Below are 24882 nucleotides of genomic sequence, written 5' to 3' on the forward strand. Positions count from 1 at the left end.
ATCTTGTCTAAAATAGGAATTTCGGTTCCCGCGAATATTGGGGTTGGAGACATCACGACCACGTTGCAAACGACACTTCGACTCACGGCGGCCCAGATTCAGCAGTTTGTCCAACAGGCGAAGCAACTGGGCGGTAAATGAGCGGGAAGCAGAGATGATGAAATTGATCGCTGAGGACGCGCCAATCGAGAAGGAAAAGGGGTGTTGGGAAATTGCGATTCGATGCGTGACTGACATTCGGAAGGGCGGGCACTTATCAATGGCCACGCCTTATTCGGTGACGTTTAGCGCGGATCGCAGTTCTTGTACTCATGTTGAAGGTGTGTCATTCGCCATCGATCTTGTCATTGATCGAATCGAGTCGTATGGAAGAGAGTGGGACCTGCTTTATTCAGGCATGACAGCAAAGATCTCTGTCGTTGGCGATGCATCCTCGATTCCCGCAAGAGCTTATTTGGCGGGATAGGCATGTGTCGAGTGTTGCCCTAGCCACATGGAGACGAACCCGGCCGCGCGCGGGTTCGTGCTTTATGGTGTCGGCGAGCGTGACAGCGCGGCTGCTGATTTGCTCGATTCGTCGTCGTCCGCGCGCCGGTGCCGGACCACTGGAAATTCCTTCTCGCCGACACCGTACAAAAACAGTGGCAGATTGGTCCCGCTACTCCGTTTTACGGACATTAAGTAGACATATGAACGCTAACGTTGGAATCGTTCTTCGCAAGAGTGATAGAGAAGCGGTCTTGTCGCAATTAGCGCGACAAGTCAGATCTTGGGGGGATGAGGTCGCGGAAGTGGGTGATAAACGATATGGCTTTCACGGGCTCGATGATGTCGAGTTCCAAATATATCCGGTCACTGGCTTCATTCTCAGTCGGATACCTGCCCGTGAGCGGGCCGCTGACCTCGAATATGCGTGGATGACCGGTGCTGGTTTGGACAAATACCTGTTGTGGGTTAAAGAACATGACGAGTTTGCTCCACTCGGCGTGTTCGAGAACTCACTTGTTGAAGTGTTGAACAAGCTCCATTTTTGGGCTGTGCTGTGCGCACCTGAAGGCGATAGATTAGCGACATTTGTTAGGGGCAGTGCTTTGGATGTGGTGCTAATGTTGCGTCGCGCGGTGCGAGATTTGATTGCGAGCGAAGGATTTCTAGCAGTCAGCCATTAGAACGTATGCGATCCGTTTAGGAAACGCTGAGGTTCCGCGGCTGTTGGCACCGGGTGCGCGGGTGGGGCGGTCGGCGGGGCGACGAGTGCAGCATTAACACCGTTCGCAGCCGGTGCGATCACCGGTGGCGATCCAAATGTGACGCCGGGACAGGCGGCTGCGATTGCAGCCTTCGCGACGTTTGCGGGAGGCGCGGCGGCTGGGCTGGCTGGACAGAATGCCGCGGCGGGCGCCCTTGCAGCGCAAAACGAGACGATCAACAACTGTCTGGGCCATCCGGAAAGCTGCACGCAACTCAGCAGTGAGACGAACCCGGTCGCGCTCCGGGTTTGTGCTTCATGGCGCCGGCGAGCGTTGCATCGTTGTTGTTCCAATATACCCGATGCGTCGTCGGCTGCGAGCCGACACCCGGTCGCTAGAAAATCCGTCTCGCGACTTCCCGGCGCACGTCCTTGTTGACGTGCATTTGGCGCGATTGGTGGCGCGACCAGTGCCGTCATTGCGCTTTTGATCCGAGATGATCTCTACAACGGCAGCCAAAGCGTGACTGTGACGAACAACGGCATGATCACGCAGTCGACGAGCTACAACAATCGGGCTATCAATGCGGACAGATGTGAACTTTCGAACCGTGGCCCTTATTACTCGCCGTGAGCCTCGAGATTCCGCAACGGCACCCACCCCGCATCGTAGCGAGACAGGCGTTCGCACCAGACCCATCCATTCAACGTCCGGGCCCCGATCAGCATTTCGCCGGCATCCACATCCAGTTCCCGAGCCGTGTAGTCTTCCAGCGCACGACCCGTGCCGTCGTCAAGCCGCTCGATGACTTGCAGCGGAACCCAGCCACCCGCCTGACCGGGCGTGGTGCAGAAAAACCAGTCATCCCAGCCCTCGGGGCCTTGATACTTTTCGCCAACGACAAGCGGATCGCCCTTGTTGAGAGTGATGGGATTCGGATACTCGCTTCGATGCGGTTTGGTCACGACATAGTTCATAGCGATCTTTTGCATTCGATTGTAATTGGGATTGACCGGAGATCCGACTCGCCGAACAGACTAGCATTAGCCGTTCTCCTGGAAAATCCGCGAACTACGCCATGATGTCAATCTCGGCCATCACCTCCCTGTTTGCCGGAGGAACGGGTTACCTGCCAGGCTCCGCAGGCTCTGAATGAATTCGAGCAACGAGCGGCCATGCGTTGGCTCTTCGATCTGAAAGGAATCGGTAATCATATAAATGTTTTCTGAAAGAAAATTCCTCGAAATGTCACCCTAAAGAACTCGGAGACGGTGCCGTTACTTCGGAGCAGAAACTAAAAAAGGCAATACCGAAGCAACCACACGACCAACAACCGAGGACCTCGCGTGCTGACCAGCCGCGTGGATGACAATCAAATGGCCCGTCGTTTTCCGATCTGGCGCGCAGGCATTGGCCGACTGCGCGTCGTCTGCATGTGCTTGCCGTCGCAAGCCTCCCGCCGCGCGATGCCGGCGATCCCAGCGTGCCGGGCGGTCGGCGAATTGTCAGGATCGCGCCTGCCGTGGCGGGCATGTCGAGCAATACCTATTCGTCGTTCAACGTTTCGTCGGCCGACATTACGCCTGACGCGTCCTTGATGCGACCACACGAAAATCCTCAGTTGCACTGAAGTTTTCAATCGGAAAGTTTTTGGGGGGCGTAAAAAGGCAGAGCATGATACGGTTTTTTGATGTATGCAATACAAGGCAATTGAAATTCTAATTACTAAAGATGCATCGTAAATCGGGGGTTGAATTGAAGAAGAGTTCTCTTTGTTTGTTGGTGGCTGGTGCGATCTCGATGTTCGTTGTCGCGGGATGTGGCGGCGGCGGCGATGGTTCTTCGAACGCAAACACCGGCGGTACGGCGGCTGCGGCCAGTGCGCCCGTCGTCGCGTCCACGCCTGTCGCGGCCAGCGCTCCGGTCGCGTCTTCGCAACCGGTAACGGTTGGCGAAGCATTACCCAGCCTGACGACCCCGCAGCCCGGATCGACCGCCGCGACGGCGACCACCCCAACCGGAATCTGGACAGCCTCCGGCACCCTCGGCTACACGACCATTGCCCTCGTCGATCCACGCAACAACCTGACCACGATGAATACGCTGGGATCGTTCGTGATGTCCGACGATTTCACGAATCTGACGGTGAATGGCACGACGTGGTCCCTGAATTCGGGAATCAACTTCAACGCCAGGACCGGATTCACCACGAGAATCGACTCTGGATCCGGGGCGTACAGCGCGAAGCAAACCTTGTCCGGAACCATGAGCCAAGGCGGTACTGCGTCGAACTTCACGTGGACTTACAACGCGGAAAACGCACTGAGCGTCACACAGGATAGCGTCGTGGGCACTTGGGCAACGACGAATGCGTCGTTCACGATCGGAACAGGTGGCACGGTGAGCGGCACGCTGAGCGGTTGCAACATGAGCGGCACGTTGATGCTCGCCACGCCCGGCTCGAATCAGAACATGTACGACATGACCTTGACGGCATCGGCGTCGACGGGCTGCCGGGTGCCGGCAGGCGTTCCGCTGTCGGGGAGCGCCGCCATCATGTTCGTGCCGATCCGCGGGACCAACGGTTTCCAAAGATCCATCCTGTACGTGCTGCGCGCGGCCGATTACAGCTTCGTCGCATACGGCCAGGTCGTGAAGCAATAAACATCGGATCGAATCGTGCGCGGTGCTTTGACAGGCCGCGTGCGTCGCGAAGTCCTGGCCCGATCGAAACCCCCTTACAGCACCAAGAACCTCAATTCGCCCAATGAAGAACTCGTCCAAAGCCACACTACTCGGTTGCGGCCTACTGGTTACGCTGCTGTCCGGCTGCGCCAATGTACCGAAGATGGATCTGAATGCCGACAATCGCCAGAAACTGCATACGATCGCCGTCCTTGACGTCAACGAGCCAAAAAGTGTCGCTGTCGTCAACATTGGTGGGGCGGCAGGCGCATTTGGCCTGATCGGCGGACTGGCGCAAGCCGCCGTCAACGCGAGCCACACGAGCACCTACACCAAACGCGTGGCGAACGACAAGATCGTCTTCGCGCCGGTCGTTGCCGATCGCGTGATCGGTCAACTCACCGAGAACGGCTATCAGGTCGTCAAGCTGGATGGCCAGAAAGTGAAGCTTGCGGATGACGGCAAGACGGATGACTACTCCGGCATCCAGACCGACGCGGACGCCATCATGAACGTGTGGTTCACGTCTTTCGGCTATATCTCGCCGCCCGAGAAGATCGATTTCATTCCGTGGGTGGTCGTTCGCGCCCGCATGCTCGACGCAAAGACGAAGCAGGACATTTACTTCAAGACGTTCGCCTGCGGCTACGACATCCGGTCGAACAGCGTCCACGTCGAGAGTGATGTGGCTTACACCTACGGCAGCTTTGGCGACCTCGAGAAGTCCTTCGACAAGTCGGTGGAGGGCATCAAGTCCTGCGAGACATCCATCGCGACGATGATTGGCCAGGATCTGGTGCGAGCGCCAAAGGCCCCGGCGACGATCTCGACACAATGACACCCGGTCGAGCGCAGGAATGACGCGGTACTACCGCGAACCGGCAGTATCTGAAGGAAACGGGAAGGATAGTTCGACATGCGGCCGAACGGTTTTCCCGTCCGGCCACAAGAAAAGAAGACTTACTTGCTTTCGTTCTTGATCTGCGGCAGCGCCGACGCTTCGCCCGGCGTCAGCAGCCCGACTTGCGAGTACACACGCAGCTTGTCGCGCGTATCGGTGATGTCGAGGTTGCGCATCGTCAGCTGGCCGATCCGGTCGCGCGGCGAGAACGTCGACGCAACCTTCTCCATCGACAGGCGTTCCGGCTGGTACGTGAGGTTCGGCGACTTCGTGCTCAGGATCGAGTAGTCGTTGCCGCGGCGCAGTTCGATCTTCACTTCGCCGGTGATCGCGCGCGCGACCCAGCGTTGTGCCGTTTCGCGCAGCATGATCGCCTGCGGGTCGAACCAGCGGCCCTGGTACAGCAGGCGGCCGAGGCGGCGGCCGTTCTCGCGGTACTGCTCGATCGTGTCTTCGTTGTGGATGCCGGTGACGAGACGCTCGTACGCGATGTACAGCAGCGCGAGGCCCGGGGCTTCGTAGATGCCGCGGCTCTTCGCCTCGATGATGCGGTTCTCGATCTGGTCGCTCATGCCGAGGCCGTGGCGGCCGCCGATGCGGTTCGCTTCCAGCAGCAGCTCGACCTGGTCCTTGAACTCGACGCCGTTCAGCGCGACCGGCTGGCCGGCCTCGAAGCGCACCGTCACTTCTTCGGCGGCGATCTTCACGTCGTCGCGCCAGAACGCGACGCCCATGATCGGGTTCACGATCTTGATGCCGCTTTCGAGGCTTTCGAGATCCTTCGCTTCGTGCGTCGCGCCGAGCAGGTTCGAATCGGTCGAGTAGGCCTTCTCGGCCGACATCTTGTACGCGAAACCGGCCTGGTTCATGAATTCGGACATTTCGGCACGGCCGCCGAGCTCGTCGATGAACGTCTGGTCGAGCCACGGCTTGTAGATCTTCAGATCCGGGTTCACGAGCAGGCCGTAGCGGTAGAAGCGCTCGATGTCGTTGCCCTTGTACGTGCTGCCGTCGCCCCAGATGTTGACGCCGTCTTCCTTCATCGCGGCGACGAGCATCGTGCCCGTCACGGCGCGGCCGATCGGCGTGGTGTTGAAGTACGTGACGCCGGCTGTCGTGATGTGGAACGCGCCGCTTTGCAGCGCCGCGATGCCTTCGGCGACGAGCTGCGCGCGGCAGTCGATCAGGCGGGCGCCGGCTGCGCCGTATTCGATCGCGCGTTTCGGGATCGCGTCGTAATCGTCTTCGTCGGGCTGGCCGAGGTTCGCCGTGTATGCGTACGGGACGGCGCCCTTGAGTTTCATCCAGTGCAGCGCAGCGCTGGTGTCCAGGCCGCCGGAGAAGGCGATACCGACCTTCTGGCCGGTCGGGAGGCTTTCGAGAATCGTGCTCATAGGAATTACCGTGGATTGAAGCCGGTGGGATCGTATTTCGCGGAATATGCGAGTATCGGCTGTCCGGGAGGTTGGAGCAAGGGTTGATTTCGGGCCGACAGCCGCGTCCGGCCTGCCGCGGCGGCCTTGTGTGCAGCCGGCGGGCCTCGGAGCGGGTGTGGTTCGACGCCAGTTCAGGGGCCGGATCGGTGGCGGACGGCCGGTGCGGCCGCGCATGCAGGCGCAAATGCACCAAACGGGTGCGCAACGCCAACGTCAACGCTCAAGAGCCGCAGCCCGGATCAAATATTCCACGACCGCGCGGTATCCAGCAGCCGCTCCCTTAGCTGATCCACTTCCCCGGCGAGCTTCGCCGAAATCGACACATACCCGGACAGTTGCGCCGGCGGCGCGTCGTGCGGCACGTCCGGGCGCCGCCGCGCTCCGCCGAGTCGGCTCGGCGTGCCGAACTTGAGCGCGCGGCTCGCGCCGACCAGCCGGTCGCGGATGTTCAGGTCGGTCGCCTTCATCGCGACGCGCAGGTAGTCGCGGGCGGCCGTATCGTCGCGGGCCGGCACCGCGCTCGACAGGATCTCCAGATAGCCGATGCACAGGCGCAGGCTGCGCTGGATCGCCTCGAGCTGCATCATCGACGTTCCGCATTCCTTCGACACCGACGGCATCAGCGAGCGCAGCTGCACGAGCAGCGCGCTCAGCGCGGCCATTTCCTTCAGGTGCGCGTCGTCGCTCACCTGGCGGTCGCCCGCGAGCCGCGCATGCACGGCCGCACACGCGCGCAGCGCGTCGGCGAGCTTGTAGCGCCACGAGTAGGTGGCATAGAGCGGCAGCGCGAACGAGAACGCCAGCGCGATCGCGATGCCGGTCAGCACGTTCACCGCGCGCCACAGGCCGTCGACGATCTCGTTGTCGCCGTGCCCGGCGACGATCACCATCGTGATCGCCGACAGCAGCGCGATGTAGCCGGCCTTGCCGATCGCGTGATACGCGCAGAACCCGCACGCGATCGCCATCAGCAGGTAGATCGCGAGCGGCGCGTGCACGACCGAATGGAGCAGGATCAGCCCGAGCCCCGCGAGCGCGCCGATCGACGTGCCGAGCGCGCGCTCGGCCGCCTTCTTGCGGATGTTGCCGTGATGCTGCAGCCCGCCGACGACGATCAGCACGGTAATCGTCGACCACTCGCCGTGCGGCACGTTCAGGCCGGTGGACAGCGCGATCGATACGAGAATCGCGAGCGCGACGCGCGCCGCATGGATCAGCTTCGCGTGCCGGTAGCGGCGGTACGGGTCGAGCAGCGGGCGGAGCGCGTGACGGATGAGGGGCGGCAGCCGGGTGTGGGGCAGGGTGGTCATGACGGAAAGCGGGGTGACGAACTGGCGCGCCGGCGCAAACCCGGCCGGCGTCCGGCGTCCCGTGGCGGCTGCGACCGGAGACGTAACGCTAGCCCAACGCGCACCGGCTGTCCACGGCGGGATGCGGGCGGCGGGTGGCCCGTCACGCCGCGGCCCGGCTGCGCGCGGTGTCCCACACGCGGTTGCGGCCGCTGGATTTCGCCTCGTACAGCGCTTCGTCGGCAAGCTTCAGCAGCATCGCGGCGCTCAGCGCGCGGTCGCGCGTGGTGGTCGCCGTGCCGATGCTGACGGTCACGAGCCCATACGGGCTCATCACGTGCTCGATGCCGAGCTCCGCGATCGCGCGCCGGATAGCTTCGGCGACGGTCACCGCGCCTTGTGCATCGGTGTCGGGCAGCGTGACGACGAATTCCTCGCCGCCGTAGCGCGCGACGTGATCGCTCGGGCGCCGCAGGCAGCGCAGCGCGCACTGCGCGACCTGGCGCAGCACGTCGTCGCCGGCCGGGTGGCCGTAGTAGTCGTTGAACGCCTTGAAGTGATCGACGTCGACGAACAGCACCGACAGCGGGCGGCCGCTGCGTGACGCGCGCTGCGCCTCCTTCGCGAGCACCGTGTCGAACGTGCCGCGGTTGTCGAGGCCCGTCAGCGCATCGGTGTGCGCGAGCCGGTACAGCTTCGATTCGGCGACCTGCCGCCGCTTCAGTTCGCGCGACAGCAGCAGCGAGCCCGCCGCGATGATCGCGGTGAAGGCGGCCATCAGCACCCCGATCCAGATCGCGCGGTGGTGCCACGACGCGTAGATGTCGACCTCGGCGGGCGCGACGTCGACGATCAGCGGCAGGCCGCTCAGGTGCCGGTAGACGAAGTAGCGCCGCACGCCGTCGATGGCCGCCGTGCCGTTCAGCACGCCTTCGCGATGTGCCATCGCCTGGATGAACAGCGGCCCGGTATGCAGGTCGCGGCCGACGAGGGCCGGGTCGTACGGCAGGCGGCTCACGAGCATGCCGTTGAGCTCGGCGATGGCCGCGCTGCCGTGCTTGCCGACCGCGAGGCCGTCGAGCAGCGCGCGGAAGTAGTCGATGCTGAGCGTGCCGACGACGATGCCGCCGAACGAGCCGTCGGGCAGCGTGATCCGGCGGCTGAGCGCGATCGTCGGCGCGCCGCCGCGCAGCCGGGATGCGTAAGGCTTGCTGATGTACAGGCCGTGGGCCAGCTTGTCGCGGTGCGCGGTGAAATAGTCGCGGTCGGCGAAGTTGCCGCGCCGCGCGTGCGTCGAGCGCGAATCGATCACGATGTTGCCGTGCGGGTCCATCACGAAAATCGAACCGAGGTAGTTGCCGGTCGCCGCGCGGTCGAACAGCACGCGGTCGCGCAGTGCGGGCGGCAGCGCCATCACGGCCGGATCGGCCACGCCGTCGAGGACGTTCTGCAGCGACAAATCGTAGAGTTCGATATTGCGCGCGATATCGCGTTCGATCAGCAGCATCAGGCTGCGGGCGTTTTCAATCGCGTGGTGGTAGGCGTCGCGGCGCGTGTCGATCAGGAACGACGCGCACAAGCTCCAGCTGAACAACAGCAGCGCGACGCCCAGGACGATGACGCCGGCGGGCGACAGGATCCGTGCGACCGTCGACGAGATGTGGCGGCGCAACGCGGGCAGCAGCGGGAATTGCATCATCCTGGCGGGCGTAAGACGGCGGAAGATGCATGGTTTCGATGATTCCGCACGATTATTTCAAGATAATCCATATTATCTCGCGAATTTTGACGATTTTGCCATCTCGTCAAAGCCGTTCATGCTTTAAATGACATCCGACCCGGCTACCTGTCATGACGTTGGCAGGGCACGTGGTGGGAATCTGATTTGAATCCGCCTCTCGCAAGCCGCCATTTTGTCTGATTATTAGAAGCCTGTTTGTATTATTTTCTGATTAATCGGCATTCTGGCGGTTTGGGACCGGACGGCAGTCGGCCGTGCCGGCGGGGGCCGGCCCGCCATGCGTCGCGCACCGCTCGCCGCGTGCGCTGTCCCTGCCGACGAATCAGGTAGAATCCGCGCTTCGCCGCAGGCGCCCGGTGCGCGACGCGCTCCGGGGCTGCATCGCATGCTGGCCAGGGGGCGCATCGCGCCTCGATTTCGCGCGGGCGCCGCCCATGCATGCCGCCGGCCCGCTCAACGTTCGTCTCGTTTATGTCCGCACTTCCGAAATCCGACCAACCCGGTTCGTCCGCGAACCCACCCAAGCTTCATCGCGCGCTGAAGGCGCGCCACCTGACGATGATCGCCATCGGCGGCTCGATCGGCACGGGCCTGTTCGTCGCGTCCGGCGCGTCGATCTCGCAGGCCGGCCCCGGCGGCGCGATGGTCGCGTACATGCTGATCGGCCTGATGGTCTATTTCCTGATGACGAGCCTCGGTGAAATGGCCGCGTTCATGCCGGTATCGGGCTCGTTCGCGACCTACGGCGCGAAATACGTGGACGAGGGCTTCGGTTTCGCGCTCGGCTGGAACTACTGGTACAACTGGGCCGTGACGATCGCGGTGGAGCTCGTCGCCGCGCAGCTCGTGATGCATTACTGGTTTCCGGACGTCCCGGGCGTGTGGTGGAGCGCGGCGTTCCTCGGCGTGATGTTCCTGCTCAACGCGCTGACCGTGCGCGGCTTCGGCGAGGCCGAATACTGGTTCGCGCTGATCAAGGTCGTCACCGTGGTCGCGTTCATCGGCGTCGGCCTGCTGATGATCTTCGGCATTCTGAAGGGCGCGCCGGGCAACGGCTGGGGCAACCTGACGATCGGCGACGCCCCGTTCGCGGGCGGCCTGCCGGCGTTGATGGGCGTCGCGATGATCGCAGGCTTCTCGTTCCAGGGCACCGAGCTGATCGGCGTCGCGGCCGGCGAATCGGAAAACCCGCGCACGACGATTCCGCGCGCGGTGCGCCAGGTGTTCTGGCGGATCCTGCTGTTCTACGTGTTCGCGATCTTCGTGATCGGCGTGCTGATTCCCTATACCGACCCGAACCTGCTGAAGACGGACGTGACCGACATCGGCGTGAGCCCGTTCACGCTCGTGTTCCGCCACGCGGGCCTCGCCTTCGCGGCCGGCGTGATGAACGCGGTGATCCTGACGGCCGTGCTGTCGGCCGGCAACTCGGGCATGTATGCGTCCACGCGGATGCTCTACAACCTCGCGACCGAAGGCCGTGCGCCGAGGATCTTCGCGAAGCTGTCGCGCGGCGGCGTGCCGCGCAACGCGCTGTACGCGACCACCGCCGTCGGCGCGCTGTGCTTCTTCACGTCGCTGTACGGCGACAAGACCGTGTACCTGTGGCTGCTGAACACGTCGGGGATGACGGGCTTCATCGCATGGCTCGGCATCGCGGTCAGCCACTACCGGTTCCGCAAGGGGTACGTGAAGCAGGGCTATGCGCTCGACCAGCTGCCGTACCAGTCGAAGTGGTTCCCGTTCGGCCCGCTGTTCGCGTTCGTGCTGTGCCTCGTGATCGCGCTCGGGCAGGACTATCAGGCGTTCCTCGCGAACCGGATCGACTGGGCCGGCGTGGCCGCGACCTATGTCGGCATTCCGCTGTTCCTCGCCGTGTGGGGCGGTTACCGGCTCGTCAACAAGAGCCGTTTCGTGCGCTACGAAGACATGGAAATCGCGCCGTGGGTGGATGCGAACCGGGACGGGCAGCGAAGCATGCAGCCGGTGCCGGCGCGGGAAACGGCGGCATGACGGGCGCGGCGCGATGGCGCCGCAACCGCGCGATGAAACGGGAAGCCGCGCGCTTCCCGTTTTTTTTCGCTGGTATCTTTCGGTCCGGGGTCAAAGCCGGTTATATTGCCCGACCCATCACGGCGCGCCGGGCGCGCAACCCAGAGGAATCCATGAGCGCATCACCTGCCGGGCAGACGGCCGACGCCGTGTCCATCGTGCGAATCGAAGCCGCGATCAACGCGTGGCGCGAAGTGTACCCGCCGGCGCCCGACGGCGAGGACGGCTACGCGCTCGATGCCGGCAGCAATTGCCTCGCGGAACTGTACGGCACGATGATCTGCCATCAGCAGACGAGCGTGCCGCTCGATGCGCTGAATGCGGAGCAGCGCGATGCGCTGTTCGCGACGGAAGTCTAGCCTGCCGACGATGCCGCCAGCCGGCATCACCCCTGATCCCCACCCCCCACCGGCAGCACCGACCCGGTGATGTACGACGCCTCGTCGGATGCGAGGAACAGGATCGCGCCGACCTGCTCGTCGATCGTGCCGTAGCGATGCATCGGGCTCGACGCGACCGTCTGGTCGACGATCGCCTGATACCAGCGCGTTTCCTGTTCGCTCTGCGGCTCGGTGTTGCGCGGCACGATGCGCGGCGGGGCTTCGGTGCCGCCGGTCGCGACCGCGTTCACGCGGATGCCGTGGTGCGCCTGCTCGAACGCGAGGCTCGCGGTCAGCGCATTGACGCCGCCTTTCGCGGCCGCGTATGGAATCCGGTGGATGCTGCGCGTTGCGATCGACGACACGTTGACGATCGCGCCGCGCTTGCGCGCGATCATCGCCGGCAGCACCGCGTGGCAGCACCACAGCGTCGGGAACAGCGAGCGGCGAATCTCCGCGTCGATCTGGCGCGGCTCGTACGCGTCGAACGGCTTCGCCCAGATCGTGCCGCCGACGTTGTTGACCAGCGCGTCGATGCGGCCGAACGCGTCGAGCGCGGCCTGCGCCATCTGCGCGGCGCCTTCGGCCGTTTCCAGATCGGCGAGCACGGCGATCGCGCGGCCGCCTTCCCGTTCGATGTCGGCGGCGACGCCGCGCACGGTCGGCGCGCGGTCGACGAGCACGAGCGTCGCGCCTTCCCGCGCGGCACGCAGCGCGACGCCGCGGCCGATGCCCTGCGCGGCCCCCGTGACGACGATGACCTTGTCCGCGAAGCGGTTCGGATGGAGCGTGTTCATGCGGCGTTGCTCGACGAGAATTTTTCGAAATACAGGTTGGCCGGCGTCACGCCGCATTCGCGCAGCCACGCCTGCACCGCGTCGACCATCGGCGGCGGCCCGCACAGATAGACGTCGACGTCGCCGTCGTGGAGCCACGCCGGATCGACGTGCGCGGTCACGTAGCCCTTGCGCGGATGCGCGCTGCCGGCGTCGGCGACGCAGGTGCGGTATTCGAAGCCGGGCAGGCGGCGCGTGACGTCGTCGAGATGGTCGAGCGCGACGAGGTCGGCGTCGTTCGTCACGCCGTACACCATGCGCACCGGTGGTGCGCCATCGCGATCGCCGTTCGTGCGCGCCGCGCAGACGTCGAGCATCGACAGGAACGGCGCGAGCCCCGTGCCGCCCGCAAGGAACAGCAGCGGCCGCTGCACGTCGCGCAGGTAGAAGCTGCCGTGCGGGCCCGAGAATGCGATCCGCTGGCCGGGCGCGGCGTCCTGCGCGAGATAGCCGCTCATCCGGCCGCCCGGCACGTTGCGCACGATGAACGACACGCGCGACGCGCCCGGCTGCGAGCTGAACGAATACGAGCGCGACGACGTCGTGCCGGGAATCTCGACGTTCACGTATTGCCCGGCGAGGAAGCCGAGCTGGTCGGGCGCGTCGAGGTCGATCGCGAAATGAATCGTCGAGTCCGACAGCCGGTCGACGGCCGCGAGCGTGCCTTCATGACGCGCGGCGCCCGTCTTGCAGGCGGTCGACGACGCCGGCACGCGGATCACGCAGTCGCCGCGCGGGCGCGTCTGGCATGCGAGCACGTAGCGTTGCGACGCTTCGTCGGCAGTCAGCGCGTCTTCGATGTAGCTCGATTCGGGCAGCTCGTAGTTGCCCGATTCGCAATGGCAGCGGCAGGTGCCGCATGCGCCGTCGCGGCAGTCGAGCGGGATGTTGATCTGCTGGCGGTACGCGGCGTCGGACAGCTTTTCGCCGTCGCGGCACGCGATGAAGCGGGTCACGCCGTCTTCGAATTGAAGCGCGATGGTGTGTTCCATGATCGTCTCCCCGATCTCCGGATGGACTAGATGTGATAGACGTCGATCACCTGATTGATGTAGTCATTCTTCAGCACGACGTACTTGTTCAGGATCTGCGGCGCATTGCCGTTGAAATCGATCACGTAGCGCGACATGCCGAAATAGGTCGACACGGTCTTGTAGCGAAAGCTCAGCGTGTGCCAGTTGAAGCGCACCGTGCAGACGCCGTCTTCGTGCTTTTCCAGCTCGACGTTCGCGATGTTGTGGCTCGTGCGCGTGTCGGGCATCGTCGCGCTCGAGCGCTCGGTCTTGATGCGGAACACGCGATCCTCGAGGCCTTGCCGGTTCGGGTAGAAGATCAGCGAGATCTCGCGCTGCGGATCGGTGACGAGCGCGTCGTCGTCGTCCCACGACGGCATCCAGAACTGCGCGTCCGGGTGGTAGCACGCGAGCCACTCGTCCCATTGCTCGTCGTCGAGCAGGCGGCTTTCGCGGTACAGGAACGCCTGGACGTCGGCGATCGAGATCGGGTTCATGCGTGGCTCCTTTCGGCTTCGATAGCCTTCCTCATCGTGTCGGCCCAGTAGCGGTGCTGCACCGTATAGAGCCCTTCGTCTTCCGTCTTCATGCCACTCATCACCGGGTTCAGGCCGATCCTGCGCGCGGCGTCGTCCGGGCCGTCGATCCAGTGCGTCGAGCCGCGGCACATGTCGTTCCACGCGACCGCGATGCCCGCATAGCCTTGCTGGCATGCGCGGAATTCCTCGAGGTCGTCGGGCGTCGCCATGCCGCTGACGTTGAAGAAATCCTCGTACTGGCGGATGCGGCGCGCGCGCGCGTCGGCGTCCTCGCCCTTCGGCGCGATGCAGTAGATCGTCACTTCGGTGCGGTTCACCGACAGCGGCCGCACCACGCGGATCTGCGTGCTGAACTGGTCCATCAGGAACACGTTCGGGTACACGCACAGGTTGCGCGAGTGCCGGATCATCCAGTCGGCGCGCTCGCTGCCGCAGCGCGCGGCGAATTCGTCGCGGCGGTTGAAGTTCGGGCGGTCCTCGGGATTCGACCAGCGCGTCCACAGCAGCATGTGGCCGCGTTCGAACGCATAGAAGCCGCCGCCCTGGCGGCCCCAGCTGCCGGCATCCATCGCGCGGATCTTGTCCTCGCGCGCGTTCTGCTCCTTGCGATGGTTCGTCGTCGCCGCGTAGTTCCAGTGCACGGCCGACACGTGGTAGCCGTCCGCGCCGTTCTCGGCGGTCAGCTTCCAGTTGCCTTCGTACGTGTAGGTCGACGCGCCGCGCAGCACTTCGAGTCCTTCGGATGACTGATCGACGATCATGTCGATGATCCGCGCCGCTTCGCCGAGGTGGTCCTGCAACGGCGGCACGTCGGGGTTCAGGCTGCCGAACAGGAAGCCGCGATAGTTCGCGAAGCGCGCGACCTTCTTCAGGTCGTGCGAGCCTTCCTTGTTGAAGCACTCGGGATAGCCGGCGTCTTCCGGGTCCTTCACCTTCAGCAGCTTGCCGGTGTTCGAGAACGTCCAGCCGTGGAACGGGCACGTGAAGCTGCCCTTGTTGCCGTGCTTGCGGCGGCACAGCATCGCGCCGCGGTGCGTGCAGGCGTTGACGAACGCGTTCAGCTCGCCCTGGCGGTTGCGCGCGATGAAGATCGGCTGGCGGCCGATCCACGTCGTGTAGTAATCGTTGTTGTCGGGAATCTGGCTTTCGTGCGCCAGGTACACCCAGTTGCTTTCGAAGATGTGCTTCATCTCGAGCTCGTACAGCGCTTCGTCGGTGAAGGCGCTGCGATGCAGGCGATAGTCGCCGCGCGCCTTGTCCTCGATGAGGAAGTCGTCGAGCGTGCGCACGGCGGGTGCGCGTTTCAGGTAGATCGGGATCATCGGGTGTCTCCAGTTGCGTCGGCCGGGGCGAGTGTCGGGGCCGGTCCCACGTAAGGCGCTCGCGGGCGGCGCGCGCTCCCGGCGCGCACCGCCGAAGCGGTTCAGGCGGCGGCGCGGATGCGCGTCACTTCCGCGTCCGGCGCCGCGGCGCGCTCGCCGTGCAGCCGGAAATCGAAATCGATCGACGCGAACGGCCGGTCGACGCCGTGGCCGTCGAGCACCGCGGGCGCGCTCACGCGCTGGATCGCGGGCACGAGGCCCTCGCGGCTCGCGAACGCGAAGTCGTCCCACAGGTATGCGTCGCCGTCGATGTTGATCTGCGTGGTCAGCTTGCGGTGGCCCGGCGCGGACACGAAGAAATGGATGTGTGCAGGGCGGCGGCCATGGCGGCCGAGCTTGTCGAGCAGGCGCTGCGTGGTGCCGTCCGGCGGGCAGCCGTAGCCGACCGGCACGATGCTGCGAAACTGGTAGCGGCCACGCGCGTCGGTGACGATCGTGCGGCGCAGGTTGAACGCGCTTTGCGTCTGGTCGAAGAACGAGTAGTTGCCCTGCAGGTTCGCGTGCCAGACCTCGACCTTCGCGCCCGCGAGCGGCGCGCCGTCGTCGCCGTACACGGTGCCCTGCATGAACAGGATGTCGCCGTGCGCATCGTCCGCGCCGTCGTCGAGGCGCGCGAAGCCGATGCTCGCCGGCGCGCCGGCCACGTACAGCGGCCCTTCGATCGTGCGCGGCGTGCCGCCCGTCAGGCCGGCCTGCGCTTCGGCCTCGTCCATGCGGATGTCGAGGAAGCGCTCGAGGCCGAGGCCCGCGGCGAGCAGGCCGAGCTCGTGCGTCGCGCCGGCTTCGGACAGGTATTCGATGCCTTTCCACACCTCGGACGGGGTCAGGTCGAGATCGTCGATCGCCTTGAACAGGTCGGCGGTCAGGCGGACCACGACCTGCCGGATGCGGGGATCGGCTTCGCCGTGCGCGGCGCCGACGATGAACCCTTCGACGAGGGCTTCGATGTCACTGTGGGTCACTGTCTTCTCCTGACTCTGATGGGCCGCGATCCGGCGGGATGCGCGCATTTCCTCTGATCTTCGCCGGCCCGGACCGATTGGAGCGTTGATGCCCTGGGGGTATAGTTGTGGGGCTCCGAGCAGGCAGTTGAAGGATAGTTGCGCGCAAAATGCGTCGTCCAACACTGATTTAGTATCAGTTTCATATCCAAGAGGTATTGAAATGGAGTTGAGACACCTCCGCTACTTCGTCGCGGTTGCCGAAGAGCGGAATTTCACGCGGGCGGCCGAACGGCTGCATATCGCGCAGCCGCCGCTGAGCCGGCAGATCCAGCAGCTCGAGGAAGCGCTCGGCGTGCCGCTGTTCGAGCGCAACGCGCGGCCGCTGAAGCTGACCGACGCGGGGCGCTTCTTCTATTCGCACGCGGTGCAACTGCTCGCGCAGACGACCGAGCTCGAATCGATGACGAAGCGGGTCGGCAAGATCGAACGCAGCATGTCGGTCGGCTTCGTCGGCTCGACGCTGTACGGGATGCTGCCGAAGATCATCCGGCGCTTTCGCAGCGAGTATCCGGCCGTCGAGCTGAGCCTGCACGAGATGTCGACGATGGACCAGATCAAGGCGCTGAAGGAAGGGCGCATCGACGTCGGGTTCGGGCGCATCCGCCACGAGGACCCGAGCGTGCGGCGCGTCGTGCTGCGCGAGGAGCGGATGATCGTCGCGCTGCCGGTCGGCCATGTGCTAGACAGCGCGAAGCCCGTGCTGTCGCTGCACGATCTCGTCAACGACACGCTGATCATCTTTCCGAAGGCGCCGCGCCCGAGTTATGCGGACCAGGTGCTCGCGGCCTTTCACGATCGCGCGCTGCAGCCGCGCAAGATCTACGAGACGCGCGAACTGCAGATCGCGCTCGGTCTCGTCGCGATGGGCGAGGGCGTGTCGGTGGTGCCGCACAGCGTGTACGGGCTGAAGCGCGACGACATCAGCTACAAGCCGCTCGACGATCCGAACCTCGTGTCGCCGATCATCATGAGCATGCGGATGCTCGACGAATCGGAGGACATCCGCGCGATGCAGGCGCTGATCTACCGGCTGTACGACGAAGCGCAGATGGAGTATCTGCCGCCGCAGCAGGCGTGAGCGCCGGCGCGCAGGCTTGACGCGATGCGCATCGCCGCGCCAACATGGCCGGCGTTCGGCGCGGCCGGAAGGTGCCGGCCGCTTTCACGCAAACGACAATCGACATGACGCATACCGCACACGACGAGACCTGGATCGAGACGCCGCACGGGCGCCTCTTTGCGAAACGCTGGCGCGGCGCGCCGGCGGCCGATGCGGCCGCGGGCCCGATCGTGCTGCTGCACGATTCGCTCGGCTGCGTCGACCTGTGGCGCGACTTCCCCGCGCAGCTCGCGCGCGCCACGCAGCGCGACGTGATCGCCTACGACCGCCTCGGTTTCGGCCGCTCCGATCCGCATCCGGCGCGTTTGACCGCGACGTTCGTGCGCGACGAGGCGGACCACGCATTTCGCGCGCTGCGCGAGCAGCTCGGCTTCGCGTCGTTCGTCGCGTTCGGGCACAGCGTCGGCGGCGGGATGGCGGTGGGATGCGCGGCGGCTTATCCCGATCGATGCCGCGCGCTCGTGACGATCGCCGCGCAGGCGTTCGTCGAGGATCGCACGCTGGCCGGCATTCGCGAGAGCGAACGCCAGTTCGCCGAGCCCGGCCAGCTCGACCGGCTCGCGCGCTATCACGGCGACAAGGCCGAATGGGTGCTGCGCGCGTGGGTCGACACGTGGCTGTCGCCGGCGTTTCGCGACTGGAGCCTGGACGACGTGCTGCCGCACGTGCGCTGCCCGACGCTGGCGATCCATGGTTCGCAGGACGAATACGGCTCGTCCGTGCACCCGAACCGCATCGCGTCGCGCGTGGCCGGACCGTCGTCCGTCATGATGCTGAAGGAATGCGGGCACATGCCGCACCGCGAGCGCACGGCCGACGTGCTCGACGCGGTGAAGGATTTCCTGACGCGGCATGGGGTTTGAGCGCTGGATGGCGTGCCAAATGATGAAGAACGCGAAACGAACGCTCATCGGGGCGGTTGCGATGATGGCGGCCACTTGTGCACATGCATTCGAGTTTGAGGATGCGGTGCCGCTGACGATCGGCGCGATGCAACGCAATGCCCGGCCATCCGATATCGATGTGTCGCTGGACGGAAAAACGGTCACGGTTGCCGCACGCTTGCGCAATGAAACGCATGCCTGGGTGAAGAGCGGGTACTACGCGTACACGCCTTTGTTTCACCGCCTCGGCGCCGGCGAGGAGCATGACGACAAGCGCTTTTCCGGTCTGACGGTGGCCTTTGACGGAACGGCGATTCCGCTTGTCGCCGAGCGGCGCGCGTTCTTTCTCGGCAAGGACGTGACTGGCGAGGTCAGGGCGGCTGGCCTGGATACGCTGCCGAGCGAAGAGCGCGATCCCGCGCAGGTCGCCCGAATCAAGCCGCAACTGGGCATGAAGCTGGAGGATGGCCGCGATTGGGAAGGGTTCGTGTCGTACTCCTGGGTCGTTCCGGCGTCGCCTGATTCGACGGGCGTAATGACGATCCGCTATCAGGCGCTGCCGCAGTTCAGCCTGGAAGAGGTGACGAGTGCGCGCTTTGCCCGTCTGGTCGAACAGCACTGCGGCGACGCAGCGCGCGTGACGCAAAGGCTGCGCGCGATGGAGACGGGTTCCGGACAGATCCTGGTGCAGCGATACGTCGTGCCGGTTTCCTTCATGAACCGATCGCCGGTCAAGGTGAGCCTGTCGCAGCCGAGCCCCGACTGGATGGGCGGACAACCGTTGCTGTCGCTGGTGTGCGGCCTGACCTCGCGCGACGGTGCGGCGCTTCCCGCCACCGGCGTGATCGACGATGCGGATGCGGCGTTGTCGATCCTGGTGATTTCGAGCCCGGCCCGTTAGCGCTACCTGTGGCCGGACCGTCAACCATCACGACGCTGAAGGAACGCGGGCGCGTGCCGCACCGCTCGGGCGCCTGAGCGCCCGAGCCCGCGGCGCGCAGCGGGCGTTCAGAACGCGAGCTGGATCGCGAGATCGATCGCGAGCAGTGCGATCGAACAGCCGATGCCGAGAATCACGTTCGGCAGCCGGTGCTCGAAATCCCGGTCCCTGCGCATCGCGGCGCCGAGCAGGAAGATCGCCTCGACGACGATCTGCAGCCCGACGAACAGCAGCATCAGCAGATACTCGTAACCCATCTGCTTGAACGCGGCGAATTGCATCCCGTGATCGCGGATCCATTGGCCGACGCGCAGCAGTTCGTAGACGAACAGCAAGGCGGGAAACAGGTAGCTGATGAAATAGGTCGGCGCGGTGGCGTGCCGTAGTTCGAGGTGGAAGTGATGATGCGTGGTTGCCATCACGAATCCCTCCTTGCAAACAGGTTTGCGATCGCGACGGCGACGCGCAACACGCGCATGCAGGGTTTGCCCGGGGCACTTTGCGCAGCCGTACGTCGCCAGCATACTGCTGCGCGGGAAATTTGGCATGGCCGGTGTGTCGCAACGGCTACGCGGGCTTACGGTTGCCATACATCGGCGGCGATGCCGCGCCGCTTACGCCTTCGCCCCTTCGACGAACAGCCGGGCGACCGCCTGGAACTCCCGTTTCAGCGACAGCCCTGGCACGGTCAGCCAGCGCAGCATCGCCGCGAGATACAGGTGATGGAACCACGTCGCGAGCTGGTCGGCCCGCAGCGTGCGGTTCAGTTCGCCGGATTGCTGCCCGGCGACGATCAGCTGTTTCCAGACGAACGCGATGTCGCTGCCGCTTTCCGCTTCCGCTACGCCGATGCTCAGGAAGCGATGGCGCAGATACGCGAGCAGGTACGCGGGATGCTGCTCGCACCACGCTGCCGATGCATCGAGCACGCAGCCGATGCGCGACGCGAACGTCTTGCGCCGTGCGACGTCGCGCTGCAGATGGGCGAGATCGCGCGCGAGTTCAGCTTCGAGCCAGTGCGCGAGCACGGCTTCCTTCGTTGCAAAGTGGTTGTACAGCGTGCGCTTCGCGACATCGGCCTGCGCGGCGATCTGCTCCATCGTGACCGCATCGTAGCCGTGCGCGTCGAACAGGCGTGCGCCGGTGGCGGCGAGGTGCGCGAGCATCTGGATGCGCTTGCGCGCGCGGCGGCCCGGATCGTCGGCGATGGAGGTCATGGCGAAGGTCTTTACGGAAAGTGTACGAATTGCATTAGTATACGACGTGTATTTTTATGGCGCCATTCCGGCGCGTCGCGCACAAGGAATTCACGCATGAAGCTCGTCATCGCCACCTACGGCACCGAAGGCGACACGCGCCCGCTCGCGGCGCTCGGCCGTGCGCTGATCGATGCCGGCCATGACGTCAGGCTGCTGGCCGACGCGGCGACGCTCGGGTCGGCCGTCCTGCTCGGCGTGCCGTCGGCGCCGTTGTCCGGCGATATCCGCCGCGCGCTCGCACCGGGCGAAGCGCTGTCGGACGCGGTGCGCGGGCGCGGCGGCTTCAACGACACGTCGAAGGCGCTCGCGGCGATCGCCAATGCGAACACGGCCGCGTGGATGCGGCAGGTCGCGGATGCGTCGGCCGGATGCGATGCGATCCTCGTCTCGGGGCTCGTATCGTTCGTCGGCTTGTCGGTTGCCGAGTATCGCGGCGTGCCGGCGATCGGCGCCGGCATGATCCCGATTACGCCCACCGCGGAATTCGCATCGCCGTTCCTGCCGCCGGGGAAGGTGCCGCGCTGGCTGAACCGCGCGAGCCACCGGTTCGTGAACGCGCTGTTGTGGCAGGCGTTCAGGCAGTCGACGAACGCGGCGCGCGCGAGCGTGTGCGGGTTGCCGCCGCGCAGGCGGGTGTGGACCGATCATCCGATGCTGTACGGCGTATCGCCGTCACTGCTGTCGGGCCCGACCGACTGGCCGGACAACGCGTGCGCGTGCGGGCAATGGAGCGTCGACGATCCGGCGTGGACGCCGCCGCCGGCGCTCGACGCGTTTCTCGCCGCGGGCGAGCCGCCGGTCTACGTCGGCTTCGGCAGCATGGCCGGCTTCGATCGCGCGTCGCTGACGGATGCGCTGGTGACGGCGCTCGCCGGCCGGCGTGCGCTGTTCCATCCGGGCTGGAGCGGTATCGACGCGTCCGCGCTGCCGAAGCACGTGTTCGTCGTCGGCGACACGCCGCATCGCTGGCTGTTTCCGCGCACGTCGATGGCGATCCATCATGGCGGGTCGGGCACCACGCATTCGGCTGCGCGGGCCGGCATTCCGTCGGTCGTCGTGCCGTTCGCGGGCGACCAGTTCTTCTGGGCGAACCGGCTGCAGCGGCTCGGCGTGGCCGGCGCGCCGGTGGCGGGCAGGCGGCTGCGGGCCGCCGAGCTTGCGCGCGGCATCGCGTTTGCGCAGCGCGACGACGTGAAGGCGCGCGCCGCCGAACTGGGGCGGCGCATCGCGCAAGAGCACGGGTTGCGGCGGGCGGTCGCCGCGATCGAGCGATGGGGCGCGAGCGGGCGGGCGCAGGCCCGCGTCAGAAATGCCCGGTGAAGCGATAGCGGCTGCCCGGGTGCCACAGATTGGCGACCGACGCGACCATCCCTTGCGACCACGTGCGCCGATGCAGCAGCAGGCACGGCTCGCGGTCGTCCATCGTCAGGTGGCGGCATGTTTCGGCGTCGGGCATCGCGGCCTCGATCCGGTATTCGACGCGCTGCAGCGGTGCGACGCGCGTCAGGTACTGGTTCGGCGTCGTCGTCGTGAAGTCCTGCAGCGCGTATTCGGGCGCGCAGGCCGGATTGACCCAGCGTTCCTCGAGCTGCACGGGCGTGTCGTTCTCGAAGTGCAGCACGCGCGAATGGAAGATCGGGCTGCCCGCGTCGAGCTGCAGTTCGTCGGCGAGCTTCGCGTCGGCGACGGCCGCGCCGACCAGCAGCACCTGCGCGCGATAGCCGTGGCCGCGCGCGGCGACTTCGTCCGAGATGCTGCGGATCGCGACGAGCGTCGATTCGTACTTCGGCGACGCGACGTACGTGCCGGAGCCGCGCGTGCGCGTGAGCACCTGCTCGGCGGTCAGTTCCCGCAGTGCGCGGTTCACGGTCATCCGCGCGACGTTGAATTCGCGCGCGAGTTCATTTTCCGACGGCACCTGGTCGCCTTCCGCCCATTCACCGGCATGAATGCGCGCGAGGATGAAGTCCTTGATTTCCTGATAGATCGGTGTGGTCATGGGATCACGATTCCAGAGTCGGCGGCGGCCCGCCGCCGAATGCCGATCCGGCGCGCGCCCGGCGCCGAGTGTACCGGTTTCGCGGGCGAGCGGGCCCGGATTTCCCGAATGATCCCTGTTCGGCCGGCGCGCGTCCATGCGGGATTGCACAGAGCCGCGCGTCGGTGGCCCGTCAGAACCGATGCCGGATGCCGACCGTCGCCACCACCTGCGTGTTCGTCGACGACGCGCCCAGCCCGTTGATGCCCGCGAAGCCGAGCGTCGCGCCCGACGGCACGCCGAACTGGTGCTGGTAGACGGTTTCCGCATACACGTCGGTGCGCTTGCTCAGCGCGTAGTCGGCCATCAGCGTCACCTGATGCCATTTCGGCCGGTGGCTGCCGGTGGCGTCGTCGTAGCGGCCGTCGGTGAACGTATAGGCGCCCGCGAACGAGACGGCCGGCGTCAGCGTGTAGCGCGCGTTGACCTCGAAGTTGTCGAAGCGCAGCGCGTTCAGCGCGCCGGGCAGCGACGACGCGGCCGTTTCATCGAACATCGAGTGCGTCCACAGCGCGCCGACCGTCAGCCGGTCGAATGCGTAGCTGCCGCCCGCGCCCATCACGCGCTGGCGGGCCGACGGAAAGTTCGCGTTGTCGTTGGTCGACAATGCACCGCCGGCCGTCAGCCCGCCGCGGTTGAGCTGCAGGTACGCGGCGCCGAGGCTGACCGGCCCGTTCGCATACGACACGCCCGCGCTGTACGCGCGGTTGTTCGCGAAGCCGCCGGCCGTGTTGCTGAACCCGTACAGGCCGCCGAACTGCCAGCCGGCGAGCGTCGGGCTCGTGTATTTCACCGCATTGTCGATGTAGAACGAATCGTCGACGTTGTCGTTGTCGAACGGATGCGACGCGAGATTGTTGCCGTCGCCGTTGTTCGCCATCGCGAGCGGGCCGAGGTAGTCGACCACGGCATCGTATTGACGGCCGAGCGTCAGCGCGCCGTATCGGTCGCTCTGCAGGCCGACGTACGCGCGGCGGCCGAACATCGTGTTCCGGTAGGACTGCGTGCCGTTGTTCAGGTTGAAGCCGTTCTCGAGGCGGAACAGCGCATGCAGGCCGCCGCCGAGATCCTCGTTGCCGCTCAGGCCGAAGACCGTATTCGACAGCAGGCCGCTGCCTTGCTGCCACGCGCTTTTACCCGACTGGTTGTTCGTATGGACGATGCCCGCATCCAGCATCCCGTAGAGCGTGACGCTGCTTTGTGCGTGTGCGGTGACGCTGAATACGGCGACCGCGAGGGCGCCGACGACTTCTTTTTTCATCGTTTGACTTCCTGGAAAGACCCGTTTCGACGGGCGTGCTGCGAATGACGCGCGCGATCGGCGTCGATGGCGCGCGTCTGAACCGGTAAAAGAGGGAAGGCGGCGCGTGCCGTTCAGCGCCGCGACGGGCGGATCGCGCCCAGCTCGGCCTCGGGCAGCAGCCGGATGATCGACGACATCACCTGCGACACGAGCGACTTCGCAAGCTCGATTTGCAGGCACGCGCGGCCGGTCTGGCGATTGATCTCCGCCGTGTAGATGTTCAGCGCGGGGCCGAGCGCATCGTGCAGCATGCGGCGCGCGGCGGCCAGGTTCCCGGTCTCGACCCGGATCGACAGCAGCACCGGGTAGTCCGAGATGCGCCTGCGCGGCCGCGGCGCGATGCGCGGGCCGGATACGGCCGGCTGCGCCGGGAGAACGTGCGCAAACGTGATCGAAACGGCTTCGGATCTGGGCGATTTCATGCATGTATCCCCGCGCCGCATCACTGCCTGCGTTACGGGGATTCCGTCTGGAACATGGTGCTCATTCTAGGAATGGCGCTGAAGATACGGTGTATAGACTGACGGCGCGCTCGAAAAAATCACATAAAAGCGCCGCGCATCGCCCCGTCACGCATATGAAATGCACGCTTCGCGTCTTTACGGGTTTTTTACTTCACGAAAGGAAATTGAACACCGCTTTGATACGCGGATTTCTACACTGTCGCATCCCATTCTCCCGTCGAGCGTGGGGTGGCCGTCGTCCGGCCTGATGCGCCGCCGCAGCGGCGCGGGCCGGCGATATCGACAAGTGCCGCGGGTTTTCCGGGCAAGCAAGACAAAAGGGGAAAGCCATGTTGTGGATTTCGGGGGGCATTTCGGTCGCGCTCTTTATCTATCTGTTTCATGCATTGATCAAACCCGAGCGGTATTGATTCGCGTATTGCAACG

The 24882-nt window shown here is 65.2% G+C and carries 26 protein-coding genes; 12 read left to right on the top strand and 14 right to left on the bottom strand.

The annotated features are described in order from the left end of the window. The first annotated feature begins 154 nt into the window (after positions 1 to 154). The 3 genes from WT26_RS37545 to WT26_RS38940 all read left to right on the top strand — a co-directional run bounded on the left by WT26_RS37545 (position 155) and on the right by WT26_RS38940 (position 1628). Positions 155 to 466: a hypothetical protein gene (locus WT26_RS37545; RefSeq protein WP_155123186.1), complete on the top strand. Its 312-nt coding sequence runs from the start codon at positions 155 to 157 to the stop codon at positions 464 to 466. 223 nt (positions 467 to 689) lie between these two features. Next, on the top strand, positions 690 to 1169 hold the full coding sequence (locus WT26_RS36215) for a hypothetical protein (protein ID WP_080485722.1): 480 nt from the start codon (positions 690 to 692) through the stop codon (positions 1167 to 1169). Between the two features lie 138 nt (positions 1170 to 1307). Continuing rightward, on the top strand, positions 1308 to 1628 hold the full coding sequence (locus WT26_RS38940; RefSeq protein ID WP_327783026.1) for a VENN motif pre-toxin domain-containing protein: 321 nt from the start codon (positions 1308 to 1310) through the stop codon (positions 1626 to 1628). A 182-nt stretch (positions 1629 to 1810) separates the two neighbouring features. On the opposite strand, the gene WT26_RS23205 is transcribed toward WT26_RS38940, so the two are convergent. After that, a complete protein-coding gene (locus WT26_RS23205) occupies positions 1811 to 2182 on the bottom strand; it encodes an SH3 domain-containing protein (protein ID WP_080485723.1) in 372 nt (123 codons plus the stop codon). 763 nt (positions 2183 to 2945) lie between these two features. On the opposite strand from WT26_RS23205, the gene WT26_RS23210 reads away from it, so the two are divergent. Then, positions 2946 to 3854 (top strand): hypothetical protein, encoded by a 909-nt coding sequence (locus WT26_RS23210; protein ID WP_230461716.1) that lies wholly within the window; start codon positions 2946 to 2948, stop codon positions 3852 to 3854. Between the two features lie 103 nt (positions 3855 to 3957). Further along, positions 3958 to 4713 carry a hypothetical protein gene (locus tag WT26_RS23215; protein WP_059705039.1) on the top strand — a complete coding sequence of 252 codons (756 nt, stop codon included), beginning with the start codon at positions 3958 to 3960 and terminating at the stop codon, positions 4711 to 4713. A gap of 122 nt (positions 4714 to 4835) precedes the next feature. Here WT26_RS23215 and argG read toward each other — a convergent pair whose 3' ends face one another. From argG to WT26_RS23230, 3 genes are all read right to left on the bottom strand, one after another. Further along, positions 4836 to 6170, bottom strand: coding sequence for an argininosuccinate synthase (gene argG / locus WT26_RS23220; protein WP_069274045.1), 1335 nt, complete (start codon positions 6168 to 6170; stop codon positions 4836 to 4838). 281 nt (positions 6171 to 6451) lie between these two features. Further along, entirely contained in the window at positions 6452 to 7522 is a 1071-nt protein-coding gene (locus WT26_RS23225) for an FUSC family protein (protein ID WP_069274046.1), read from the bottom strand. Between the two features lie 142 nt (positions 7523 to 7664). Further along, positions 7665 to 9200 (bottom strand): sensor domain-containing diguanylate cyclase, encoded by a 1536-nt coding sequence (locus tag WT26_RS23230; protein ID WP_069274047.1) that lies wholly within the window; start codon positions 9198 to 9200, stop codon positions 7665 to 7667. Positions 9201 to 9713: 513 nt separating this feature from the next. Here WT26_RS23230 and WT26_RS23235 point away from each other — a divergent pair. Continuing rightward, positions 9714 to 11255, top strand: a complete 1542-nt coding sequence (locus tag WT26_RS23235) for an amino acid permease (protein WP_069274048.1) — start codon at positions 9714 to 9716, stop codon at positions 11253 to 11255. Positions 11256 to 11407: 152 nt separating this feature from the next. Continuing rightward, the gene (locus WT26_RS23240) at positions 11408 to 11653 is read left to right on the top strand and encodes a DUF3717 domain-containing protein (RefSeq protein ID WP_069274049.1); all 246 of its coding nucleotides are present in this window, start codon (positions 11408 to 11410) and stop codon (positions 11651 to 11653) included. A gap of 26 nt (positions 11654 to 11679) precedes the next feature. Here WT26_RS23240 and WT26_RS23245 read toward each other — a convergent pair whose 3' ends face one another. From WT26_RS23245 to catA, 5 genes are all read right to left on the bottom strand, one after another. Next, positions 11680 to 12471 carry a 1,6-dihydroxycyclohexa-2,4-diene-1-carboxylate dehydrogenase gene (locus tag WT26_RS23245; protein ID WP_069274050.1) on the bottom strand — a complete coding sequence of 264 codons (792 nt, stop codon included), beginning with the start codon at positions 12469 to 12471 and terminating at the stop codon, positions 11680 to 11682. Next, positions 12468 to 13502: a benzoate 1,2-dioxygenase electron transfer component BenC gene (gene benC / locus WT26_RS23250; protein WP_069274051.1), complete on the bottom strand. Its 1035-nt coding sequence runs from the start codon at positions 13500 to 13502 to the stop codon at positions 12468 to 12470. Before benC ends, WT26_RS23245 begins: the two co-directional genes overlap by 4 nt. 26 nt (positions 13503 to 13528) lie before the next feature. Next, the gene (gene benB, locus WT26_RS23255; protein ID WP_060118255.1) at positions 13529 to 14020 is read right to left on the bottom strand and encodes a benzoate 1,2-dioxygenase small subunit; all 492 of its coding nucleotides are present in this window, start codon (positions 14018 to 14020) and stop codon (positions 13529 to 13531) included. Beyond that, positions 14017 to 15384 (bottom strand): benzoate 1,2-dioxygenase large subunit, encoded by a 1368-nt coding sequence (gene benA, locus WT26_RS23260; RefSeq protein WP_069274052.1) that lies wholly within the window; start codon positions 15382 to 15384, stop codon positions 14017 to 14019. The genes benB and benA overlap by 4 nt, the downstream gene beginning before the upstream one ends. 101 nt (positions 15385 to 15485) lie before the next feature. Beyond that, positions 15486 to 16406, bottom strand: coding sequence for a catechol 1,2-dioxygenase (gene catA / locus WT26_RS23265; protein WP_069274053.1), 921 nt, complete (start codon positions 16404 to 16406; stop codon positions 15486 to 15488). Positions 16407 to 16608: 202 nt separating this feature from the next. Here catA and WT26_RS23270 point away from each other — a divergent pair, with 202 nt between their 5' ends. The 3 genes from WT26_RS23270 (at position 16609) to WT26_RS23280 (ending at position 19353) form a co-directional block, all read left to right on the top strand. Further along, the gene (locus WT26_RS23270) at positions 16609 to 17526 is read left to right on the top strand and encodes a LysR family transcriptional regulator (RefSeq protein WP_069274054.1); all 918 of its coding nucleotides are present in this window, start codon (positions 16609 to 16611) and stop codon (positions 17524 to 17526) included. A 104-nt stretch (positions 17527 to 17630) separates the two neighbouring features. Continuing rightward, positions 17631 to 18431: an alpha/beta fold hydrolase gene (locus WT26_RS23275; RefSeq protein WP_069275119.1), complete on the top strand. Its 801-nt coding sequence runs from the start codon at positions 17631 to 17633 to the stop codon at positions 18429 to 18431. A gap of 19 nt (positions 18432 to 18450) precedes the next feature. Then, positions 18451 to 19353 (top strand): hypothetical protein, encoded by a 903-nt coding sequence (locus tag WT26_RS23280; protein WP_069270954.1) that lies wholly within the window; start codon positions 18451 to 18453, stop codon positions 19351 to 19353. A 107-nt stretch (positions 19354 to 19460) separates the two neighbouring features. On the opposite strand, the gene WT26_RS23285 is transcribed toward WT26_RS23280, so the two are convergent. Both WT26_RS23285 and WT26_RS23290 read right to left on the bottom strand, forming a co-directional pair. Continuing rightward, complete coding sequence (locus WT26_RS23285; RefSeq protein WP_069274055.1) at positions 19461 to 19811, bottom strand: hypothetical protein; 351 nt, start codon at positions 19809 to 19811, stop codon at positions 19461 to 19463. Positions 19812 to 20006: 195 nt separating this feature from the next. Continuing rightward, positions 20007 to 20609, bottom strand: coding sequence for a TetR/AcrR family transcriptional regulator (locus WT26_RS23290; protein ID WP_069274056.1), 603 nt, complete (start codon positions 20607 to 20609; stop codon positions 20007 to 20009). 96 nt (positions 20610 to 20705) lie between these two features. Here WT26_RS23290 and WT26_RS23295 point away from each other — a divergent pair, with 96 nt between their 5' ends. Continuing rightward, a complete protein-coding gene (locus WT26_RS23295) occupies positions 20706 to 21971 on the top strand; it encodes a glycosyltransferase (protein ID WP_069274057.1) in 1266 nt (421 codons plus the stop codon). Here WT26_RS23295 and hutC read toward each other — a convergent pair. From hutC to WT26_RS23310, 3 genes are all read right to left on the bottom strand, one after another. Beyond that, positions 21955 to 22650 (bottom strand): histidine utilization repressor, encoded by a 696-nt coding sequence (hutC, locus tag WT26_RS23300; protein ID WP_059521945.1) that lies wholly within the window; start codon positions 22648 to 22650, stop codon positions 21955 to 21957. The two genes, WT26_RS23295 and hutC, sit on opposite strands and share 17 nt — an antisense overlap. Before the next feature lie 172 nt (positions 22651 to 22822). After that, entirely contained in the window at positions 22823 to 23950 is a 1128-nt protein-coding gene (locus tag WT26_RS23305) for a porin (RefSeq protein WP_069274058.1), read from the bottom strand. Between the two features lie 113 nt (positions 23951 to 24063). Next, positions 24064 to 24414: a hypothetical protein gene (locus WT26_RS23310; protein WP_230461717.1), complete on the bottom strand. Its 351-nt coding sequence runs from the start codon at positions 24412 to 24414 to the stop codon at positions 24064 to 24066. 371 nt (positions 24415 to 24785) lie between these two features. Here WT26_RS23310 and kdpF point away from each other — a divergent pair, with 371 nt between their 5' ends. Continuing rightward, entirely contained in the window at positions 24786 to 24866 is an 81-nt protein-coding gene (kdpF, locus tag WT26_RS39110; RefSeq protein WP_010100205.1) for a K(+)-transporting ATPase subunit F, read from the top strand. Positions 24867 to 24882 lie beyond the last annotated feature (16 nt).

Source organism: Burkholderia cepacia (assembly GCF_001718835.1).
GTDB lineage: Bacteria > Pseudomonadota > Gammaproteobacteria > Burkholderiales > Burkholderiaceae > Burkholderia > Burkholderia cepacia_F.

Bases quoted from the DNA above. Each gene is read 5' to 3' on its own strand.
- WT26_RS23225 (WP_069274046.1), bottom strand. From the start codon at position 7,522: ATGACCACCCTGCCCCACACCCGGCTGCCGCCCCTCATCCGTCACGCG.
- WT26_RS23240 (WP_069274049.1), top strand. From the start codon at position 11,408: ATGAGCGCATCACCTGCCGGGCAGACGGCCGACGCCGTGTCCATCGTG.
- argG (WP_069274045.1), bottom strand. From the start codon at position 6,170: ATGAGCACGATTCTCGAAAGCCTCCCGACCGGCCAGAAGGTCGGTATC.
- kdpF (WP_010100205.1), top strand. From the start codon at position 24,786: ATGTTGTGGATTTCGGGGGGCATTTCGGTCGCGCTCTTTATCTATCTG.
- WT26_RS36215 (WP_080485722.1), top strand. From the start codon at position 690: ATGAACGCTAACGTTGGAATCGTTCTTCGCAAGAGTGATAGAGAAGCG.
- WT26_RS23270 (WP_069274054.1), top strand. From the start codon at position 16,609: ATGGAGTTGAGACACCTCCGCTACTTCGTCGCGGTTGCCGAAGAGCGG.
- benB (WP_060118255.1), bottom strand. From the start codon at position 14,020: ATGAACCCGATCTCGATCGCCGACGTCCAGGCGTTCCTGTACCGCGAA.
- WT26_RS23310 (WP_230461717.1), bottom strand. From the start codon at position 24,414: ATGAAATCGCCCAGATCCGAAGCCGTTTCGATCACGTTTGCGCACGTT.
- WT26_RS23235 (WP_069274048.1), top strand. From the start codon at position 9,714: ATGTCCGCACTTCCGAAATCCGACCAACCCGGTTCGTCCGCGAACCCA.
- benA (WP_069274052.1), bottom strand. From the start codon at position 15,384: ATGATCCCGATCTACCTGAAACGCGCACCCGCCGTGCGCACGCTCGAC.
- WT26_RS23295 (WP_069274057.1), top strand. From the start codon at position 20,706: ATGAAGCTCGTCATCGCCACCTACGGCACCGAAGGCGACACGCGCCCG.
- WT26_RS23305 (WP_069274058.1), bottom strand. From the start codon at position 23,950: ATGAAAAAAGAAGTCGTCGGCGCCCTCGCGGTCGCCGTATTCAGCGTC.
- WT26_RS23205 (WP_080485723.1), bottom strand. From the start codon at position 2,182: ATGCAAAAGATCGCTATGAACTATGTCGTGACCAAACCGCATCGAAGC.
- WT26_RS23215 (WP_059705039.1), top strand. From the start codon at position 3,958: ATGAAGAACTCGTCCAAAGCCACACTACTCGGTTGCGGCCTACTGGTT.
- benC (WP_069274051.1), bottom strand. From the start codon at position 13,502: ATGGAACACACCATCGCGCTTCAATTCGAAGACGGCGTGACCCGCTTC.
- WT26_RS23275 (WP_069275119.1), top strand. From the start codon at position 17,631: ATGACGCATACCGCACACGACGAGACCTGGATCGAGACGCCGCACGGG.
- WT26_RS23230 (WP_069274047.1), bottom strand. From the start codon at position 9,200: ATGATGCAATTCCCGCTGCTGCCCGCGTTGCGCCGCCACATCTCGTCG.
- hutC (WP_059521945.1), bottom strand. From the start codon at position 22,650: ATGACCACACCGATCTATCAGGAAATCAAGGACTTCATCCTCGCGCGC.
- WT26_RS23280 (WP_069270954.1), top strand. From the start codon at position 18,451: ATGATGAAGAACGCGAAACGAACGCTCATCGGGGCGGTTGCGATGATG.
- WT26_RS23245 (WP_069274050.1), bottom strand. From the start codon at position 12,471: ATGAACACGCTCCATCCGAACCGCTTCGCGGACAAGGTCATCGTCGTC.
- WT26_RS23285 (WP_069274055.1), bottom strand. From the start codon at position 19,811: ATGGCAACCACGCATCATCACTTCCACCTCGAACTACGGCACGCCACC.
- WT26_RS37545 (WP_155123186.1), top strand. From the start codon at position 155: ATGATGAAATTGATCGCTGAGGACGCGCCAATCGAGAAGGAAAAGGGG.
- WT26_RS23290 (WP_069274056.1), bottom strand. From the start codon at position 20,609: ATGACCTCCATCGCCGACGATCCGGGCCGCCGCGCGCGCAAGCGCATC.